Source organism: Nocardia sp. IBHARD005 (genome assembly GCF_052814245.1).
Genome location: NZ_CP199935.1, coordinates 4374316 through 4392288 on the forward strand (window position 1 = coordinate 4374316; position 17973 = coordinate 4392288).

18 protein-coding genes are annotated in these 17973 nt (G+C 68.9%); 7 read left to right on the top strand and 11 right to left on the bottom strand.

Annotated features, from left to right (window positions below; genetic code table 11):
- Positions 1-9: 9 nt before the first annotated feature.
- The 7 genes from ACTWPB_RS20630 to ACTWPB_RS20660 all read right to left on the bottom strand — a co-directional run bounded on the left by ACTWPB_RS20630 (position 10) and on the right by ACTWPB_RS20660 (position 6402).
- Positions 10-825 (bottom strand): ABC transporter permease, encoded by an 816-nt coding sequence (locus tag ACTWPB_RS20630; protein ID WP_446222218.1) that lies wholly within the window; start codon positions 823-825, stop codon positions 10-12.
- Between the two features lie 29 nt (positions 826-854).
- Positions 855-1808 (bottom strand): ATP-binding cassette domain-containing protein, encoded by a 954-nt coding sequence (locus ACTWPB_RS20635; RefSeq protein ID WP_446222219.1) that lies wholly within the window; start codon positions 1806-1808, stop codon positions 855-857.
- Positions 1805-3061, bottom strand: coding sequence for a glycosyltransferase (locus ACTWPB_RS20640; RefSeq protein WP_446222220.1), 1257 nt, complete (start codon positions 3059-3061; stop codon positions 1805-1807). Before ACTWPB_RS20640 ends, ACTWPB_RS20635 begins: the two co-directional genes overlap by 4 nt.
- A gap of 2 nt (positions 3062-3063) precedes the next feature.
- Complete coding sequence (locus ACTWPB_RS20645; protein WP_446222221.1) at positions 3064-4482, bottom strand: condensation domain-containing protein; 1419 nt, start codon at positions 4480-4482, stop codon at positions 3064-3066.
- A 254-nt stretch (positions 4483-4736) separates the two neighbouring features.
- Complete coding sequence (locus ACTWPB_RS20650) at positions 4737-5294, bottom strand: hypothetical protein (RefSeq protein ID WP_446222222.1); 558 nt, start codon at positions 5292-5294, stop codon at positions 4737-4739.
- Positions 5201-5674: a hypothetical protein gene (locus ACTWPB_RS20655; protein WP_446222223.1), complete on the bottom strand. Its 474-nt coding sequence runs from the start codon at positions 5672-5674 to the stop codon at positions 5201-5203. Before ACTWPB_RS20655 ends, ACTWPB_RS20650 begins: the two co-directional genes overlap by 94 nt.
- Positions 5675-5727: 53 nt before the next feature.
- Positions 5728-6402 carry a TVP38/TMEM64 family protein gene (locus tag ACTWPB_RS20660; RefSeq protein ID WP_446222224.1) on the bottom strand — a complete coding sequence of 225 codons (675 nt, stop codon included), beginning with the start codon at positions 6400-6402 and terminating at the stop codon, positions 5728-5730.
- Between the two features lie 173 nt (positions 6403-6575).
- Between ACTWPB_RS20660 and ACTWPB_RS20665 the strand changes: the two genes are divergently transcribed.
- From ACTWPB_RS20665 to ACTWPB_RS20680, 4 genes are all read left to right on the top strand, one after another.
- Positions 6576-8447 (top strand): methylmalonyl-CoA mutase family protein, encoded by a 1872-nt coding sequence (locus ACTWPB_RS20665; RefSeq protein WP_446222225.1) that lies wholly within the window; start codon positions 6576-6578, stop codon positions 8445-8447.
- Entirely contained in the window at positions 8447-10711 is a 2265-nt protein-coding gene (gene scpA / locus ACTWPB_RS20670; RefSeq protein ID WP_446222226.1) for a methylmalonyl-CoA mutase, read from the top strand. Before ACTWPB_RS20665 ends, scpA begins: the two co-directional genes overlap by 1 nt.
- A gap of 118 nt (positions 10712-10829) precedes the next feature.
- Positions 10830-11879, top strand: coding sequence for a methylmalonyl Co-A mutase-associated GTPase MeaB (gene meaB, locus ACTWPB_RS20675; protein WP_446226428.1), 1050 nt, complete (start codon positions 10830-10832; stop codon positions 11877-11879).
- A gap of 226 nt (positions 11880-12105) precedes the next feature.
- Positions 12106-12402: a hypothetical protein gene (locus ACTWPB_RS20680; protein WP_446222227.1), complete on the top strand. Its 297-nt coding sequence runs from the start codon at positions 12106-12108 to the stop codon at positions 12400-12402.
- Between the two features lie 13 nt (positions 12403-12415).
- On the opposite strand, the gene ACTWPB_RS20685 is transcribed toward ACTWPB_RS20680, so the two are convergent.
- Positions 12416-12634 (bottom strand): CorA family divalent cation transporter, encoded by a 219-nt coding sequence (locus ACTWPB_RS20685; protein ID WP_446222228.1) that lies wholly within the window; start codon positions 12632-12634, stop codon positions 12416-12418.
- Between the two features lie 56 nt (positions 12635-12690).
- Here ACTWPB_RS20685 and ACTWPB_RS20690 point away from each other — a divergent pair, with 56 nt between their 5' ends.
- Both ACTWPB_RS20690 and ACTWPB_RS20695 read left to right on the top strand, forming a co-directional pair.
- Complete coding sequence (locus tag ACTWPB_RS20690; RefSeq protein ID WP_446222229.1) at positions 12691-13056, top strand: ArsR/SmtB family transcription factor; 366 nt, start codon at positions 12691-12693, stop codon at positions 13054-13056.
- Complete coding sequence (locus ACTWPB_RS20695; protein WP_446222230.1) at positions 13053-13526, top strand: SRPBCC domain-containing protein; 474 nt, start codon at positions 13053-13055, stop codon at positions 13524-13526. The genes ACTWPB_RS20690 and ACTWPB_RS20695 overlap by 4 nt, the downstream gene beginning before the upstream one ends.
- Before the next feature lie 36 nt (positions 13527-13562).
- On the opposite strand, the gene ACTWPB_RS20700 is transcribed toward ACTWPB_RS20695, so the two are convergent.
- Positions 13563-14873 (bottom strand): cryptochrome/photolyase family protein, encoded by a 1311-nt coding sequence (locus tag ACTWPB_RS20700; RefSeq protein WP_446222231.1) that lies wholly within the window; start codon positions 14871-14873, stop codon positions 13563-13565.
- The gene (locus tag ACTWPB_RS20705; protein ID WP_446222232.1) at positions 14870-15463 is read right to left on the bottom strand and encodes a lipocalin family protein; all 594 of its coding nucleotides are present in this window, start codon (positions 15461-15463) and stop codon (positions 14870-14872) included. Before ACTWPB_RS20705 ends, ACTWPB_RS20700 begins: the two co-directional genes overlap by 4 nt.
- A 173-nt stretch (positions 15464-15636) precedes the next feature.
- Between ACTWPB_RS20705 and ACTWPB_RS20710 the strand changes: the two genes are divergently transcribed.
- The gene (locus ACTWPB_RS20710) at positions 15637-16503 is read left to right on the top strand and encodes a MerR family transcriptional regulator (RefSeq protein WP_446222233.1); all 867 of its coding nucleotides are present in this window, start codon (positions 15637-15639) and stop codon (positions 16501-16503) included.
- Between the two features lie 107 nt (positions 16504-16610).
- Here the strand turns inward: ACTWPB_RS20710 and ACTWPB_RS20715 are convergent, their stop codons facing one another.
- On the bottom strand, positions 16611-17963 hold the full coding sequence (locus ACTWPB_RS20715) for a TIGR01777 family oxidoreductase (protein ID WP_446222234.1): 1353 nt from the start codon (positions 17961-17963) through the stop codon (positions 16611-16613).
- Positions 17964-17973 lie beyond the last annotated feature (10 nt).

The window sequence follows — 17973 nt, forward strand, 5'->3', positions numbered from 1 at the left end:
GAAGTACGCCTAGCGGGAACGGAGGGTGCGCACCGTCAGCGGCGCGAAGACGGCGACAACCACCACCGAGGCGACCAGCGACCACCAGGCATCGGCACCGACGGTGCCGTCCGCGGCGAGGGTGCGCACCGCGGAGACGAGGTAGGACACCGGATTCAGGTCGGAGACGTGGCGCATCCAGGTGGGCATGGATTCCTCGGGCACCAGGGCATTGGAGGCGAAGCCGAGGAAGGTGAGCACCAGCATGGACATGCCCTGCACCGCGGCGGGGCGGGCGATGGTGGCGCCGATGAACGCGAACAGCCAGCTGATGGCGGTGGTGGCGAACACGACCAGCACCGCGCCTGCCAGGAATCCGGCGGTGTGCTCGGGCCGGTAGCCCATGCAGAACCCGACGATCACGACGGTGGTCGCGGCGATCAGGTAACGCACCGCCCCGGCCAGCAATGCTCCGGCTACCGGGGCGGATCGGGCGATCGGCATGGCGACGAAGCGGTCGAAGACCCCCGAGTGGATGTCCTCGGACAATTGCACGCCGGTGGCGACCGAGGACGTGAGCACGATCTGGACCAGCACGCCGGGGATCATGATGGGCAGGTACGCCGCCATGCTGCCCGCGATGGCGGTGCCGAAGATGCTGCCGAACAGCACCGGGCCGACGATCGGCAGCAGGATGGCGTCGTAGAGCAGTTGCGGGCTGTGCCGGAAGGTGAGCAGTCCGCGCCACGCCATCATCAGCGAATGATGCAGCGCCGCAAGCGGACTGACACGGGTCACGCGTGGCTTGCGCACCACGTGTTTCGGCATCTCGGCGGTGCGAGTCATGGTGGTTCTCGAACTTTCGCGAAGGGTCGTCATGCCGCGTCCACGGAGCGTGCGTGTCCGGTCAGCGACAGGAACACCTCGTTGAGATCGGGCCGGTCCACCGCGAAACCGCGCAGGGTGATGCCCCCGTCGCGGCAGGCGGCGACGATGTCGGCGCCGCGCGCGACGTCGTGCAACGTGACCGTCAACGTCCCCGTCGACGAACCTTCCGGCACATCGCCGGTGATCTCCTGGATCAGCGCCTCGGCCCGGCGCAGGTCGGCGGTGTCGGGGATGTCCAGGCGCAGCACCTGCTCGCCGATGGAGGACTTGAGTTCGGCGGGCGTGCCGTCGGCAACGAGCGTGCCACGGTCGATGACCGCGATCCGGTCGGCGAGTGCGTCGGCTTCCTCCAGGTACTGGGTGGTGAGCAGCACGGTGGCGCCGCGGGCGACCAGTCCGCGCACGATGCCCCACATGCGGTCGCGGGTGTGCGGATCGAGGCCGGTGGTCGGCTCGTCGAGGAAGATCAGCGCAGGCACCGTGATCAGCGTCGCGGCCAGATCGAGGCGACGTCGCATGCCTCCGGAGAACGCGCTGACGCTGCGGCGCGCGACGGCCGAGAGTTCGAATTCCTCGAGGAGTTCATCGGCGCGGCCGGCGGCAGCGCGCCGCGACAGGCCGAGCAGCCGACCGAACAGGCGCAAATTCTCACCGGCGGTGAGGGTTTCGTCGACGGAGGCGTACTGACCGGTGAGGCCGATCATCGAACGCACCGCGGTCGCCTCGCGCACGACGTCGTAGCCGAACACCTCGGCGCTGCCTCGATCCGGTCGCAACAGTGTCGCGAGCATGCGGACGGTGGTGGTCTTGCCCGCGCCGTTGGGGCCGAGCATCGCGAACACCGATCCGGCCGCGATACTGAGGTCGACGCTGCCGACGGCGGTGAAATCGCCATAGGACTTACCGAGTCCGCTGGTGCGGACGGCGATGTCGGTGTTCACCGTGGCCTCCCGGCATGGATGGAAACCGGCGTCGGGAATGACAGGGGGACAAGGGATTCCACCTCGTCGACGGCACGTGCCACCCCGGTTCCCGCGAACCGGCTCGCATAGGCGGCCGCCCGCGACGCGACGTTCGGGTCGGCGACTCGGTCGAGCAGGGTGGTGAGCTCGGTCTCGGTGAGATCGGCGGCGCGCACGGTGCCTGCCAGGCCGAGCCGGGCCAGCGCCCGGCCCCAGTACGGCTGGTCGCACTGGATCGCGCAGATCACCTGCGGGACACCGGCTCTCAGCGCGGCTGCGGTGGTTCCCGCGCCGCCGTGGTGCACCGCGGCCAGACAGCGCGGGAACACCGACGCATGGTCGAGCTGCTCGACGACAGCCATCTCGGGGGACAGGACGGGTTCGATGCCCGCCCACCCCGCGGCCAGCAGAAGTCTGCGACCGCGGCGTGCGCAGACCGCGCGCAACATCGCCACCAGTGCGGGCGGATCGTCGACCGCCATCGAGCCGAAGCCGACGTAGATCGGTGCCGAACCGGCGCCGAGCCACGCGGCCAGCGCGGGATCGGTGGGTGCGCTGAGGAATCCGTCGGTATCGACGGCGAATCCGGTCACCGGGTGACGATCCGGTAGCTCGTCGGCCAATCCGGGAAACAGGCCGACGTCATAGGCCTGGATCGACACCCGGTCGGGCAGCCGATGTTCGACGATCCCGAACTCCGACAGCGGCTGTTCCAGCGCGGCATCACGTGCCCAGCGCAGTCCCGACCAGATCCGCCGGTTGAGCGCCCCGGGGATCCGGGCGCCCCACGCGGTGGGAATCACCGGCACCGACCGATTCGGATGGATCGGAAAGAAGTGCACTGCCGCCAACGGTAGTCCGACGCGACGCGCGGCCTTCTCGGCCGCTTCCTCGCCCGCCATCCCGGTTACGAGCACGTCGTGACCCGGTGCGAGAACCAGCAGGTCACGCACCGCCTCGACGACCCCGCGCCGCTGCAGATCCAGCACCGCGCGCACCCGCCGGCGCGGATTCGGACTGCGGAAACGGTGATCGTCGTGCTGGGTGCGCAGCAGCTCGGCGCTGTCGCGGCCGAAACCGACGGCGGCGATGCCGTGCGCGGTGGCGAAGTCGACGAGATTGGGCGACAGCGCGAGCGTCACCGAGTGCCCGCGAGCCAGCAGCTCGCGGGCCAGGAGAATGCCGGGCTGGGCGTCGCCCCGGCTCCCGGTGAAGGCCAGCAGTGCACGCATTCTCAGCCCGCGCTCAGTGCCGGCGCGGTGTCGGTGACCGGTGTGGTCTCGACCGGCACCATGGTCACCGCGTACATGGCCCTGGCGAACTCGGTGAGGAAGCGTTCCATCACCTCGCCGGGCAGGCCCGCGGGGTGCCGGGTGGAGACATAGAGGCCGTCGGGGCCGCGCACGACCCAGAAGTACACCTCTTCGGTGGAGTACGACACCGCACGCAACGTCCGTCCGCGCAGGTCGGCGACCAATTCGTAGTCGGGCAGCATGCGGATGTCGAGGAAGGAGGCACCGTAGGTCGGGCCCTCCACCGCGCCGACCATTGCCAGGGAACGGCCCCAGGATGCGTCGTTGCAGAGGTGGGCACGCTTGAGCGAGGCGCGGGTCTCGTGCAGCGCGACGGTCATGTCCGCGCCAGGGGGCAATGTGACGTCGACCGGGACGACATTGACGAACCAGCCCATCGACTCGAGCCAGGTGAGGTCGGGCCGGGTCGCGATCGGCATGACCGTGCGGAACCGGTCCTCGCCGAAGGTCTCCCGGGAGGCCATCGCCAACGCCGCGAACACGGTCACCGAAAGCCGGTGCTTGATTCGATCGAGCGCCGCCTCGATCTCCTCGAGCTGTTCGATGCCGATCAGCGTGCGCGAGACGCTGGGCTGGGCGTGCTCACCGTCGAGGACGGCGACCTGGTCGGCACCGAAGCGGGGCATGGGAGAGCCCGGCGCACCGAGGAATTCGCGCCACACCGCGACGGCGGGGGAGTCGGGGTCGAGTTCCTCGGCGGCCGCGCGCTCGATGACGGCGTAGTCGGCCGGGCTGCCGAAGGTGGCCGAGTCGCGGATCTCGCCGCCGGTGGTCACCGCGGCGTAGAGGGTGCGCAGCTCGAGGATGAGCACGGCTTGGGAGTAGGCATCGAGCACCGAGTGGTCGGCGCCGACCAGGACGGTGAAGTCGTCGGTGTCGTGGGCGACCGTGGCCACCAGCAGGTGCGGCCACGTCAACGCCGACAGACGCAATTCCAGTGCGTCGCAGAGGTACTCGTTGATCTCGTCGCCGTCGGAGAGATCGGTGACCGCGGCGCCGGTGATACCGACGGTGCCGGGGGCGGTGGTCACGCGGTGGTAGCCGCCGTCACCGGTGGGAGCGACGGTGGTGCGGAATCCCTCGTGGCGGTCGTGCCACAGCCGCAGGGTCGTGGCCCAGGCTGCGGCGTCGAGGGGGGCGTCCATCTCGAAGATGGTGCCGATCCAGCGGCCGCGTCCCGGCCGGGCGTCCTCGGGATCGAGGAAGCCGAGGTACTGCTCGTGGACACTCGCGAGGGGGCGTTCGTCGTCGCGCCAGGTGTCGGGGGAGGTGAGTTCGGGGGTCCAGATCACGAGGTCGCCGCAGCGAATCCGGAATTCGGAGAGATGGGTGTATTCCATGGCGGGTCACCTCATGGGAGTGCAAGCCGAGAACGGCGCGACGGGGATTCGGTGATCGCGGGCGCGTCACCGGATGTTGCTCTGGATCCCGCACCGGATGTAGCTGGCGAACCCTGGGCTATCCCGAGTCTATAACTCTGAGAGTTTTCTGAAATATTAGTTCTTCACAACTGGGAGGTGTGAAGAAGCTCACTTTCAGATTTGTTCCGAATCACAACCTAAACCACGTGCCCCTGGAGTATTGGGGTTTTAGTTCAGATCAGCGCACTGAACTCGGTGAGGACCGTGCCGTGCCGGACGACCCCCGACAGGCCGGGCAGTTCGGCCGGCGGTGACCACGTACGGAACCCGTCGTGACTGTCGCTGTAGTAGTAGCGCGCCTCGGTGTAGGCGTCCAGGTAGATGCGGTGCCCGCCGTCGGGCAGGCGGACGACCGACTGACCCTCGCGCGGGCCACCCCAGCCCGCCCAGTCGCCGGTCGCGATGAATCGGTACGGCCCGACCGGCCGGTCGGCGACGGCGAGTTCGATCAGCTTGGAGTCCTCGTTCTTCACGAACGCGAACAAGCGACCGTCCAGGCGGACAAGCGTGGTGTCGATATGTCCCAGCGAGCCGGGCCCGGCGGGACCGAGTCCGAGCAGGGGCACCGGCGGCGCCCAGCTGGTGAGCCCGGCGTCGAGCGGGATGAGCAGATGCGGGGTGAAACCGTGTCCCCAGGTCAGCGACACGATGATGCCGACCCGACCCGCCGCGTCGGCGTACCACTCCGGTGCCCACGCGCCTTCGAGTCGGCCCACCACCAGCATCGGCACGTTGCCGAGGAACGTCCAGGGATCCGGTCACGGCTGCGGGCCAAGCCGATCGCGCCTGCGTCACCGGCGATCGTGTAGGTGAGGTAGTAGTGACCGTCGGTGTGCAGCAGCACGCTCGGATCGCGGACCAGGCCGACCGGCGGCGAGTACGCGTGTTCGCGGACCGGGGTGAAGTCGGTGCCGTCGGTGGATTCGTAGACCGCGAGGGTGGTATCGCTGTCGGTGCGGAAGGCGGTCATCGTGTAGCGGACCGGGGTGCGGTTCGGGTCGACGCCGACTCCAGGACCGAGTGAGGGCTGCGCGCGGGCTGTGCCCGCCGCCAGCAGCGGGAGTCCGGCCAGGAGTGTGAGTGCTGATCTGCGGCCCACCGTGATCGCCATGACCTGGGATTATCCGGGCGGATCGGGACTGCTCGGAGCAGGCGCGCCGTCGGTCAGGGGGTGGCGGGCTCCGGCTCGGGAACCGCCGCGTCGACCGGGAGCCGAAGGTCGACGATCAGCCCGATCAGCCCGATCGACAAGCAGACGGCCGACACGGTGATCGCGATCGGGTGGCCCTCGCCTGCCAGTGAACCGGCCAGCACCACTGTCGAGATCGTGCCGGGCGCCGAACCGGCCAGTGTCGCACCGAGATACGGGGCGACCCGGACCGACGACAGCCCGCAGCAGTAGTTGACGATCGAGAAGGGGGCAAGGGCAATCAACCGCAGCGCGGCCACCGCGAGCCAACCACGCCGGGCCAGCCGATCATCGATCGCCCGCACCGCCGGGTGGGTCAGGTGTTCGGCGACCCGGTCGCGGCCCAGCGCGCGTACCCCGAGCAGAGCCACGGTCGCGCTCACACCCGTGGCGGCCATGGCGATGACCGAACCGAGGATCGGACCGAACAGCACGCCGCTGGTCACGGTGAGCACGGTGCGCGGAACGGGAGCGACGGCGACCACCGCGTAGAAGAGGAAGAACAGCAACGGCAACAGCGGCCCGGCGCCACCGGCCCACTCGCGGATCTGCTGCGGGCCCGGCAACGGAACCATCATCGCCACCACGAACAGTCCGGCGAGCCCGGCCAGGGCGATGAGCAGGCGCGGGGAGCGGATCAGTCGGGACACCCGGGTAAGCGTACCGGCCGGTAGGGGATGGCCCGAGTGAGCGGACGTGGTGTCACAGATAGCATCAGGAGGGAACCGGAAACATCCTGGTTCGCTGTGGGCCCGTTGGTGGGATTTCACGGACCGGCAGCACACCGGGGTGCGGTCGTCGAATGGAAGAGAGAACAGCAGCTATGCCGATTGCTTCAGAGTCCGGGGCGGGGCTCGCACCGGATCCGGTGCCCGAGTACGCCGCGTGGCGCAAGGGCGTGGCGGGTGTGCTGGCGAAAGCGCGACGGGTCGAGGCTTCCGAGCTCCCCGCCGAACCGGAACATCTGCTCGACGAGACCACCTATGACGGGCTGACGATCGCCCCGCTCTACACCCGCCGCGACGAGCTGCCCGAGCAGCCGCTGCCCGGCGCCTTCCCGTATGTGCGCGGTGGCGACGCCACTCGCGACCCGCAGCGCGGCTGGTTCGTCGGTGCGTTCGCCGGTGAAGACGACGCCGAGGCCACCAACCGGGTGATCCTGACCGGTCTGGAGAACGGTGTGAGCGCGATCGCGCTCGGAGTGGGCACCTACGGTGTCGCCGTCGACGATATCCCGGTCGCCCTGCGCGGCGTGCTGTTCGAGCTGGCCCCGCTGACGCTGGTGGCCGGTGCGGCCACCAATGCTGCCGCTGAGCGCGTGTTCGAGGTGCTCGACGGGTACTCGATCGCCGATCGCCCGCAGATCCGGATCGGCCTCGGCGCCGCCCCGCTGACGAGTGCCTTCACCGGCGCCGAGGACCTGGACCAGGCCGAGACCGTGGCACTGGCCGTGCGCGCGATCGCCCGGCCCGAGACGGTCCGCGCGATCACCGTGGACGGCATCGCCTTCCATAACGCCGGTGCCGCCGACGCACAGGAGGTGGGCGCCGCCGTCGCGGCCGGTCTGGCCTACCTGCGCCTGCTGACCGGCGCCGGGGTCGACATCGCCGACGCGTTCGGCCAGCTCGAGTTCCGCTTCGCGGCCACCGACGATCAGTTCGCCACCATCGTGAAGTTCCGCGCTGCCCGGCGCCTGTGGGCTCGAGTCGCTCAGGTCTCCGGTGCTCCCGCCTTCGGCGCCGCGCCGCAGCACGCTGTCACCTCGGCCGCGATGATGACCCAGCGTGACCCCTGGGTGAACCTGTTGCGCGCCACGCTCGCCGCGTTCGGCGCCGGTGTCGGCGGTGCCGATTCGGTGACCGTGCTGCCTTTCGACGCGGCTCTGCCCGCGGGCGAACTCGGCGTCTCGACGACGTTCTCCCAGCGCCTGGCTCGCAACACCCAGCTGCTGCTGCTCGAGGAATCCCGCCTCGGGCACGTGCAGGACCCGGCCGCCGGTTCCTGGTACGTCGATGCGCTCACCGACGAACTCGCCGCCAAGGCGTGGGAGTTCATGCAGGAGCTCGAGTCGGCGGGCGGTTACCTCGCCGCGCTCGACGCCGGTGTGCTCGCGGCCCGGATCGCCGAGACCGCCGCCACGCGCGCCGCCGACGTCGCCCATCGCCGGACCGCGGTCACCGGCGTCAACGAGTTCCCCAACCTCGCCGAGACCCCGCTGTCGGAGCAGGCTCGTGAACCCGGCCCGAACGCGCGCTACGGCGCTGCCTTCGAGGCGCTGCGCAACCGTTCCGATGCGTACCTGGCTGCCAACGGCGCCCGCCCCAAGGCGCTGATCGTGCCGCTGGGCCCGGTCGCCGAACACAACGCGCGCACCATCTTCACCGCGAACGTGCTGGCATCGGGTGGTATCGAGTCGGTCAACCCCGGCCCCCTCACGATCGACGCCATCGCTGCCACCGCCGCGGAATCCGGTGCGCGGATCGCGGTGCTGTGCGGTGCCGACAAGCGCTACGGCGAACAGGCGGGAGCCGCGACCGACGCCCTGCGCGCCGCCGGAATCGAGACCGTGCTGCTGGCCGGACCGGAGAAGTCGGTCGCGCAATTCAGCGGGACGCAGCGTCCTGACGGGTACCTGGCCTTGCGCATCGACGCGGTCGCGGTCCTGTCGCAGCTGCTGGAGAAGGTGGGAGCCTGATGACCACATCCGATATCGAGCACGTCATCGGCAGCTTCGCCGAGGTGCCGCTGACCGACCGTGCGCCCGCGCCCGCCGCCGTCGACGCCGAGCAGGTGCGCACCTTCGTGGCCGATGCCGCGACGGCCAACCACACCACTGCCGAGCAGCTGGTCTGGTCGACCCCCGAGGGCATCGACGTTGCGCCGGTGTTCACCAAGGCCGACCGGGATGCGGTTGTCGCACAGGGCTATCCCCTCGACACCGTCCCCGGCGTCGCGCCGTTCCTTCGTGGTCCGTACCCGACCATGTATGTGAACCAGCCATGGACCATCCGCCAGTACGCCGGCTTCTCCACCGCAGCCGACTCCAACGCCTTCTACCGCCGCAACTTGCAGGCGGGCCAGAAGGGGCTTTCGGTCGCCTTCGACCTCGCCACCCACCGCGGCTACGACTCCGACCACCCGCGCGTGCAAGGTGACGTCGGTATGGCCGGTGTCGCGATCGACTCGATCCTGGACATGCGCCAGCTCTTCGACCAGATCCCCCTTGACCAGGTGTCGGTGTCGATGACCATGAACGGTGCGGTGCTGCCGATCCTGGCGCTCTACGTTGTCGCCGCCGAAGAGCAGGGCGTGACGCCCGAGCAGCTGGCCGGAACCATTCAGAACGACATTCTGAAAGAGTTCATGGTCCGCAACACCTACATCTACCCGCCCAAGCCCTCGATGCGGATCATCTCCGACATCTTCGCCTTCACCAGTGCGAAGATGCCGAAGTTCAACTCGATCTCCATCTCGGGTTACCACATCCAAGAGGCCGGTGCGACAGCCGATCTGGAGCTGGCCTACACCCTGGCCGACGGTGTGGAGTACCTCCGCGCCGGTATCGCCGCGGGCATGGACGTGGACAAGTTCGCGCCGCGCCTGTCGTTCTTCTGGGCCATCGGCATGAACTTCTTCATGGAGGTCGCCAAGCTGCGCGCGGGGCGTCTGCTGTGGAGCGAGCTGGTGTCGAAGTTCGAACCCAAGAGCGCGAAATCGCTGTCGCTGCGCACACATTCGCAGACCTCGGGGTGGTCGCTGACCGCGCAGGACGCCTACAACAATGTGGCGCGCACCTGCATCGAGGCGATGGCCGCGACCCAGGGGCACACCCAGTCGCTGCACACCAACGCCCTCGACGAAGCCCTGGCCCTGCCGACGGACTTCTCCGCCCGCATCGCCCGCAACACCCAGCTGCTCATCCAGCAGGAATCCAACACCACCCGCCCGATCGACCCGTGGGGCGGCTCGTACTACGTCGAGTGGCTCACCCACCAGCTCGCCGAGCGGGCGCGCGCCCACATCGCCGAGGTCGAGGCGCACGGCGGTATGGCCCAGGCGATTTCGGAGGGCATTCCGAAGCTGCGCATCGAAGAGGCCGCCGCGCGGACCCAGGCGCGCATCGACACCGGGCAGCAGCCGGTGATCGGGGTCAACAAGTACCAGGTGGAAGAGGACCACGCGGTCGAGGTCCTCAAGGTCGAGAACTCGCGGGTGCGCGCCGAGCAGATCGAGAAGCTCGAACGCCTGCGCGCCGAACGGGATTCGGCGGCAGTGGAGCAGGCGCTTGCCGAATTGACCCGTGCGGCAACGGCTTCCGAAGGCGGTATGGAGAACAATCTCCTCGCGCTCGCGATCAACGCGGCCCGCGCCAACGCCACCGTCGGCGAGATCTCCGACGCGCTGGAGAAGGTATACGGTCGCCATCAGGCCGAGATCCGTACCCTGTCCGGTGTGTACCGTGACGAAGCAGGCAAGGCCTCCAACATCGGCGCCGCCATCGCGCTGGTGGAGGAATTCGGCGAGGCCGAGGGTCGTCGCCCCCGCATCCTGGTCGCCAAGATGGGCCAGGACGGACACGACCGCGGCCAGAAGGTGATCGCGACCGCGTTCGCCGACCTCGGCATGGACGTCGACGTGGGCCCGCTGTTCCAGACCCCCGAAGAGGTGGCGCGCCAGGCGGCCGACAACGACGTGCACATCGTCGGTGTGTCCTCGCTGGCCGCTGGTCACCTCACGCTGGTGCCCGCGCTGCGGCAGGCACTGGCCGATGTGGGTCGTCCCGACATCATGGTCATCGTCGGCGGCGTGATCCCGCCCGGTGACTTCGACGAGCTCTACGAGGCCGGTGCGGCGGCGATCTTCCCGCCGGGCACCGTCATCGCCGACGCGGCGATCGACCTGCTGAAGAAGCTGGGTGCCGCGCTCGGGCACGAGATCGGCGGCGGCACACAGGCATGAGCGGTCAGCGCCCGCAGGCGGCAGCCGGCGTCATCACGAAGGGCGCCCGAGCATGCCGTATCGGAACAGTATGAGCGACGCAGCACAGATAGCCGGGGGTGCCGAGGTGCACCCTCGGCTGGGGACCACCGCGGGCGTCGGCTCGCCACGCAACGAAGGGCGCACCGCCTCAGGTGTTCGCCGGACGATCGACGTCGACGCGCTCGCCGACGAGGTCAAAGCAGGGCAGCGGTCGGCGCTGGCCCGCGCGATCACGCTGGTCGAATCCACCCGCTCCGATCACCGGGAGCTGGCTCAGCAGTTGTTGCTGCGGGTGGCGGCCGAGCCGGGCAGTGTCGTCTCGAACCGGGTCGGCATCACCGGCGTGCCCGGCGTCGGCAAGTCGACCTTCATCGATGCCCTCGGCATGTACCTGCTCGCCAAGGGGCATCGGGTCGCGGTACTCGCGGTAGATCCGTCGTCGACCCGCACCGGCGGTTCGATCCTCGGTGACAAGACGCGCATGGCGCGATTGTCGCTGGAAGCCGGCGCGTTCATCCGGCCGTCCCCGACCGCGGGCACTCTCGGCGGCGTGGCCAAGGCGACCCGCGAGACGATTGTGCTCCTGGAGGCCGCCGGATACGACGTGATCCTCGTGGAGACCGTCGGCGTCGGCCAGTCCGAGGTGACCGTCGCCAATATGGTCGACGTGTTCTGCTTCCTCACCCTGGCCCGCACCGGAGATCAGTTGCAGGGCATCAAGAAGGGCGTGCTGGAACTCGCCGAACTCGTCGCGGTCAACAAGGCCGACGGCAAACACGAGCTCGAGGCCAAGGGCGCCGCCCGCGAACTGGCGGGGGCGCTGCGCCTGATCCACCCGCACGACGCGCTGTGGAAACCGCCGGTGCTCACCATGAGCGGCCTGGAAGGCGTTGGCCTCGACAAGTTCTGGAGCACCGTCCTCGACCACCGTCGGGTGCTCACCGAGGCGGGCGAATTCGCCGAGAAGCGCCGCCGCCAGCAGGTCGACTGGACCTGGACCATGGTCCACGACCAGATCCTGCGCCGTCTGGCCGACAATCCGAACGTGAAAGATGTTCGCGCGCAGGTGGAATCGGCTGTCCGCGCTGGAACGCTCACCCCCGCCCTCGCCGCCGAACAGATCCTCACGGCCTTCGACCGGAGTTGAGACACCTGCAACGGTGCCCACCGGTAGCTGTTGGCGGCGTCATTGAGTCGTACCTATGTGATCCTCTGGAATTTTTGGCTTTCACGTCGGGGTTTGTGGATGATATTCCGATTCCGACCACTTTGCCAGCTGTTGTCCGCGCCGATTTCCGAGGATCCTCGGAAATGGACGTCGAGAGCTGACGGCCGAGGAGGTAGTGATGACGATCTTCCGCACGAATCGGACCATGAGCAGCGACAGGACGCCCGAGCGGGCGATTCTCGGGGGCGACGGTCGTTGGCGGCTCACCTGGCTGCCGGAATTCGGCCTGACGTCTGATCAGGCGATATCAGGACTGAGGCTGGACGAGATCCTCAGTGACCCAGCCCTGGTCTATGACCGGATGGCGCTGGCGGAGGCCACCACCTGTGCCGACCGCATAGGCATCATCCTCGAGCTCGCGATGGTGCGGCTCTGGAAGCGGATGACCACCGCCATCGCGCTCTGCGGGTTCGTGGCGACCCGATGGGGTCGACTCGTCTGACCGGGTCGAACTTTCACAACCAGCGGATACGTCGGAAGACGACGATCAGGGCGGTGCAGACGGCGACCATGACGAACACCGTGGCGGGGTAGCCCGAGGTCTGGTGGAGTTCGGGCATGTGATCGAAGTTCATGCCGTAGATGCCGGCGATCATGGTGGGGACGGCCAGGGTCGCGATGTAGGCGGAGATCTTGCGCAGGTCGTGCTCGACGTAGGCGACGGCGGCCGACATCGGAGCAAACGAACTAAGGGTTGCGCAGACCGCGGTAGATGTGAATACTTAGGTATGTGCCTAAGTATTCGAGCGACGAACCGGACGTAGGACTCGACAGTGTTTTTCGGGCATTGGCCGATCCGACTCGTCGCGCGATCGTCGAACGGCTGGCGCGTGGGCCCGCATCGGTGTCGGATCTCGCCGCACCGTTCGAGGTCGCGCTCCCGACGATCGTGCAGCACCTGAAAGCGCTGGAGGCCGGTCGGCTCGTCAGTTCGGCGAAGATCGGGCGCGTGCGCACCTACCAGCTGGTGCCGGATGCCTTCGGGACCGCGATGGACTGGCTGCACCGCCAACGTCCACCGGCGCAGCGGCAGGTGGACCGGCTCACGGCATTTCTCGTGGAATCAACCAAAACCCCAGAGGGAGAAGAACAATGACCGACACGGTGATCCGCTCCATCAATCACGCCCAGTTCACCATCGAACGCGAGGTGCCCGTCGCGCCCGCCGTCGTCTTCCAGGCCTTCGCCGACCCCGCCGTCAAGGCGAAATGGTTCGGCGGTGAGGAAGGCTGGGAGCAGGGCGAGGTCTCGGTCGACTTCGAGGTCGGCGGACGCGAGATCAACGAAGGCACCTTCGAGAAGAAGATGACCTCCCGCTTCGTCGCGACCTACACCGACATCGTCGACAACGAACGTCTCGTCTACACCTACGACATGTGGCTGAACGGCTCCCATATCTCCACCTCGGTAGCCACCTGGGAATTCGAACCGACCACCACCGGCACCAAGCTCACTCTCGTCGAATTCGGTGCCCACCTCGATGGATTCGACACCGGTGCCCAGCGCGAGGAAGGCACCCGCGCCCTCGTCGACGCCCTCGTGAACTATCTCCTCGCCCAGGCCTGAGCGCTCCGCTGCTCGGGAACCGCGCAGTGGCAGCACCTAGCTGCCGACGCAGTCGATGATCGGCGGGGGATAGTCCGCCGGATCGACGTGCTCGCGCCACGGACGATGAATGCTCGCGCCGGGCAGGTGCGCCAGCTCGGGTAGCCACCGCCGCGCGTACGCGCCGTCGGGGTCGTAGCGGTCGGCCTGGCGCAGGGGATTGAGGATTCGATGGGGCCGGGTGTCGGTGCCGGTGCCTGCGACCCACTGCCAGTTGAGCTGGTTGTTCGCGAGATCGGCGTCGACGAGCCAGTGCAGGAAATGCGCCGCGCCGACACGCCAGTCCTGGCGTAGCGATTTGGCGAGGAAGCTGGCCGAGATCAAGCGCGCTCGCCCCGGCATCCAGCCTTCGGCGCGGAGTTGCCGCATGCCGGCGTCGACGATCGGGTAGCCGGTGCGCCCGTCTCGCCAAGCGGCGACGGCCTTTTCGTCGTCGGGGCCCGCGGTCACCCGGGTGCGGTAGTCCGACCAGGCGGCATCGGGGCGGGCGGCGAGCACCTGGTGGTGGAAGTCGCGCCAGGCCAGCTGCCGGACGAAGGCGAGTCCGCCTTCGGTCGCCGTGTCGACCCGGCTCACCACTTCGCTGGGGGACACGCACCCGAAGTGGAGGTAAGGCGACAGCCGGGAGGTCGCGTCGGCAGCGAGATCGTCGTTGTCACGGGCGTAGTCGGCGATCGGGCCGTCGAGCCAGTCGTGCAGCAGCGCACGACCGGTGGACTCCCCGCCGACCCGCAACCGTGGCGACGGCTGCCCGGAACCGAGATCGGCAGGCCGGGGTAGTTCCTCGCCCCGGATCGGTGGCACCGACAGCGACCGGGGCGCCGGGAGCGGGGTGCGGTGATGGGCCGCGCTCCACCGCCGGAAGTAGGGGGTGAAAACGGCGAAGTGATCGCGTCCCGTCGACGGGACGAGTTCGGTGGAAGTGGCTGTGACGGAACCGGAATGGCACTGCACCGCGGTGTTCGAGATGCGGCGCAGCGCTTGTTCGCGCATGCTGCTGTAGCGGCTGACGTCCGCTGCCAGGTGCACGCTCGCGGCGCCGGTCTCCCGCACCACTCGGTCGACCTCGTCGATCACCGCGCCGCGGCGCACGACGAGCGCACCGCCGAGCGCACGCAGCTCCTTGTCGAGTTCGGCCAGGGCGGCGGCGAGGAAGTGCGCGCGATTGGGTGGGCAGCGGTCGGGCACCAGCGCCTCGTCGACGACGAACAGCGGTACCACCTGGTCGGCCCCGCGAGCCGCGGCGGTGAGGACCGGATTGTCGTGCACGCGCAGGTCGCGAGTGAACAGGGCGATGGCGACACTCATCGGGCGCAGAGGGGCAGCACACCCGAACGTCCGCCGGTCGTGGGTGAGGTCAGGTAGATGCACCGATCCTGGCCCGCGGTCACGATCGCCTCGTCGATCTGCTGCCAGGCGGTGTCGTCCAGGGCGGGGGTGCGCGACAGGACGAAACCGGAGAGCCTGTTCGGCGAGGTGACCAGGGCCCACGAATAGTCAGGGCCGAGCGCGGTCACGATGTAGTTGGTCGGTCCAACGCGCTCGTCCTGGCCGATGACGCCCGGAAAGCTCACGTGCAGTTGCGCGTTCGTGATCGGGTCGTTCACCGTCGCGGTGCCGCGGATCTCGTCGACGCCGCCGGTCCAGGTGTGGCACCGGTTGTGGACTGCGATGTCGCCGCCGGGGTCGAGGGTGTAGGTCGCGGAGGTGTCGCGCGCGCAGTTGAGGTTGAACACCTGCGGTACCGCCGCGAGCTGATGCCATACGCCGAGATAGCGGTCGAGGTCAAGGCGCGGTACCGGTGCGGGTGGGGCCGCGGTCGCGGTGCCGAGGCTTGTCGCGGTGAGGCCGGCGGCGATCAGCAGAGCGGTGGTCCACGGGCGGAGTCGGGTACGCACGGGAAACTCCTCGCTGTAGGCGGTGTTCTCCCAGGTTAGCAGTAAATGATGCATTATTGATGCATGAGGAGGGCGGTTGCGCGAGTCGTCGCGTCGGCGGCTTCTGCGCGCCGCCGACGCGCGGAGGCCGGGCCGTGACGCGCCTGCCCGGGTGTTCCGGGCAGAATGAAACGATGCCCGCCGGTTTCGCTCCCGCTTCCGCCGCGGCCGGTTATACGGTGCGCGCGGTGGCCGACCGTCTCGGCATCCCGACCGCCACCCTGCGGAGCTGGAACCGCCGCTACGGCATCGGGCCCGCCCAGGAACGTCCGGGCCGTCATCGGCTCTATACCGATACCGATATCGCGGCGCTCGAGCACATGCTCGGGCTGATCGCCGGTGGCGCCAGCCCGGCCGGGGCCGCGGCGGCCGCGCGTGGACCCGCGCCGGTCCTCGGTGATCGCGCCGGCCTGCTCGACGCGGCGTTCGCGCTGGATACCGGCACTGTCTGCGCACACCTGGACGCGCACGTGCGTGCCCACGGTGTCGTACAGACCTGGGAGACCCTGTGTCGCCCCGCCTTCGCCGATATCGTCGCGCGTCAGGGCGGTGGTGAGGGATGCATCGATGTCGAGCATTTGCTGTCGTGGTCGATCGCGGCGGTCATGCAACAGGTGAAACCGGCGCGGAGCAGCGCGCCCGTGCTGCTCGCCTGCACCAGCGGCGAAACGCATTCGCTCCCGCTGGATGTGCTGCGTGCGGCCTTGGCGCAGGCCGGGGTCGGTGCGCGCATGCTGGGCGCCGACGTGCCGACGGTCGCACTGTCCGATGCGCTCACCAGGCATTCGGGCCCGAACGCGGTGCTGTTGTGGTCGCAGCGTGAATCGACCGCGCTGACCTCGGCAGTGCTGGCCTGCGCGAGCGCGGGCGCGCGGGTGCTCGTCGGCGGGCCGGGCTGGGACGTCGTGATGCTGCCCGACACGGTCGAGCGAGTCGGTGATCTGGCTGCCGCGGTCGACGCCATCGCTGAAGATAGCTCCGGCTCAGCGTCGGCAATTTGAACCATTGAATGATTCATAATCGATTCATGGCGGGTCCGGACATTCCAGAGTTGGCGGACCCGCCGACGCCCATCGTTCGCTCGTGACGACCTGGCATCGGAAACCCGTCAGATCGCAGTTCGTCCGAGGAGATGCCGCAGCGTCTCCTCCAACTCCTCGGTACGGAACGTGTGCCCGGCCGCCGCGAGCCGGGTCGGCGCCACCCGCTGACTGGCCTCGGCGAGTTCGCGGGCACCCTGCTTGCCCAGTAGCACCGCCGGACCGAAGCTCGGGACCGGGAGCAGGGCCCGACGGTGCAACACGCGAGCCAGGACGTGGGTGTACTCGCTGTTGCGAACCGGCTGCGGCGCAACGGCATTGACCGGTCCTGCCACCGTGCTGTCCCACAGAGCGCGGTGGTAGACATCGACGAGATCGTCGATGCCGATCCACGACAGCCACTGCCGGCCGTCCCCGATCCGCCCACCGAGACCGGCGGCGAACAACGGTCGCAGCAACCGCAGGGTGCCGCCACGCGGCGACTGCACGATACCGGTGCGCACCCGCACCACGCGGACTCCGCCCACCGCCGCGAGCTCGCACGCGTCCTCCCACTGTTCGACCACGTCGGCCAGGAACCCGTCGCCGCGCTCGGACTGCTCGGTGAGTACCTGTTCGCCGCGGTCGTAGCCGTAGTAGCCGACGGCGGAAGCGCTGACGAAGGTGTCGATGCCCGACGCGGCGGCGAGTTCGGCGAGCCGCCGGGTCGGCTCGATGCGGCTGTCGGCCACCGCTCGCCGGTGCCCGGCGGTGAATCGCCCCGCGATGGATGCCCCCGCCAGATGAACCACGGCGTCGATGCCGGCGAGCAGGTCGGCGGCGGGATCGGCGGGATCCCACTGTCGTTCGTCGCGATGTTGTGGGCGATGGCGCACCAATCGCACCACGCGGTGCCCGCCGGTGCTGAGGAAGGCGCTCAGCGCCGAGCCGACCAGCCCCGACGCGCCGGTCATCGCGATCGTCGTCGGCGGCATGCCGGATTCGGCCGCGCGGCGATGGGCTGCCAGATCGTTCGTCAACTGGCGCAGGCGGTAGTCGAACACAGGCCGCAGCACGGACTCCGGAATCGGGGTGTCGACCCGGTCGATGACACGGGTGTGCGAGTCGTCGACCTCGGTGAACTCGTGCACATGCCGCCACCTCAACAGTCGGGAGACCGGGAACGAGGCGGGCCCGTCCGCCGCGACGGCGTCGGCGAACCGCTCGGGCGGGCGATACTGCTCGGGGTCGTGCTGTGCGACCCAGCGCAGCCCGCCGGGAAGGCCGAGCACCGCTCGCCCGGTGGCCAGCGAATCGGCCTCGGCGAGCAAGGTGACCGGCTGCCACGGCGGCGCCAGTCGCGTGAACGCACCGCGACGAGCGAACCAGGCGAACACGTCGGCCCGGGGTGTTGCGACAACGCCAGAACACTCGATGCCCATGATTCGACTG

Bases quoted from the DNA above. Each gene is read 5' to 3' on its own strand.
- ACTWPB_RS20685 (WP_446222228.1), bottom strand. From the start codon at position 12,634: ATGTCGGCCGCCGTCGCCTACGTCGAGCACGACCTGCGCAAGATCTCC.
- ACTWPB_RS20665 (WP_446222225.1), top strand. From the start codon at position 6,576: ATGCCGATTGCTTCAGAGTCCGGGGCGGGGCTCGCACCGGATCCGGTG.
- ACTWPB_RS20715 (WP_446222234.1), bottom strand. From the start codon at position 17,963: ATGGGCATCGAGTGTTCTGGCGTTGTCGCAACACCCCGGGCCGACGTG.
- ACTWPB_RS20630 (WP_446222218.1), bottom strand. From the start codon at position 825: ATGACTCGCACCGCCGAGATGCCGAAACACGTGGTGCGCAAGCCACGC.
- ACTWPB_RS20695 (WP_446222230.1), top strand. From the start codon at position 13,053: ATGACCGACACGGTGATCCGCTCCATCAATCACGCCCAGTTCACCATC.
- scpA (WP_446222226.1), top strand. From the start codon at position 8,447: ATGACCACATCCGATATCGAGCACGTCATCGGCAGCTTCGCCGAGGTG.
- ACTWPB_RS20655 (WP_446222223.1), bottom strand. From the start codon at position 5,674: ATGGCGATCACGGTGGGCCGCAGATCAGCACTCACACTCCTGGCCGGA.
- ACTWPB_RS20710 (WP_446222233.1), top strand. From the start codon at position 15,637: ATGCCCGCCGGTTTCGCTCCCGCTTCCGCCGCGGCCGGTTATACGGTG.
- ACTWPB_RS20700 (WP_446222231.1), bottom strand. From the start codon at position 14,873: ATGAGTGTCGCCATCGCCCTGTTCACTCGCGACCTGCGCGTGCACGAC.
- ACTWPB_RS20640 (WP_446222220.1), bottom strand. From the start codon at position 3,061: ATGCGTGCACTGCTGGCCTTCACCGGGAGCCGGGGCGACGCCCAGCCC.
- ACTWPB_RS20645 (WP_446222221.1), bottom strand. From the start codon at position 4,482: ATGGAATACACCCATCTCTCCGAATTCCGGATTCGCTGCGGCGACCTC.
- ACTWPB_RS20680 (WP_446222227.1), top strand. From the start codon at position 12,106: ATGAGCAGCGACAGGACGCCCGAGCGGGCGATTCTCGGGGGCGACGGT.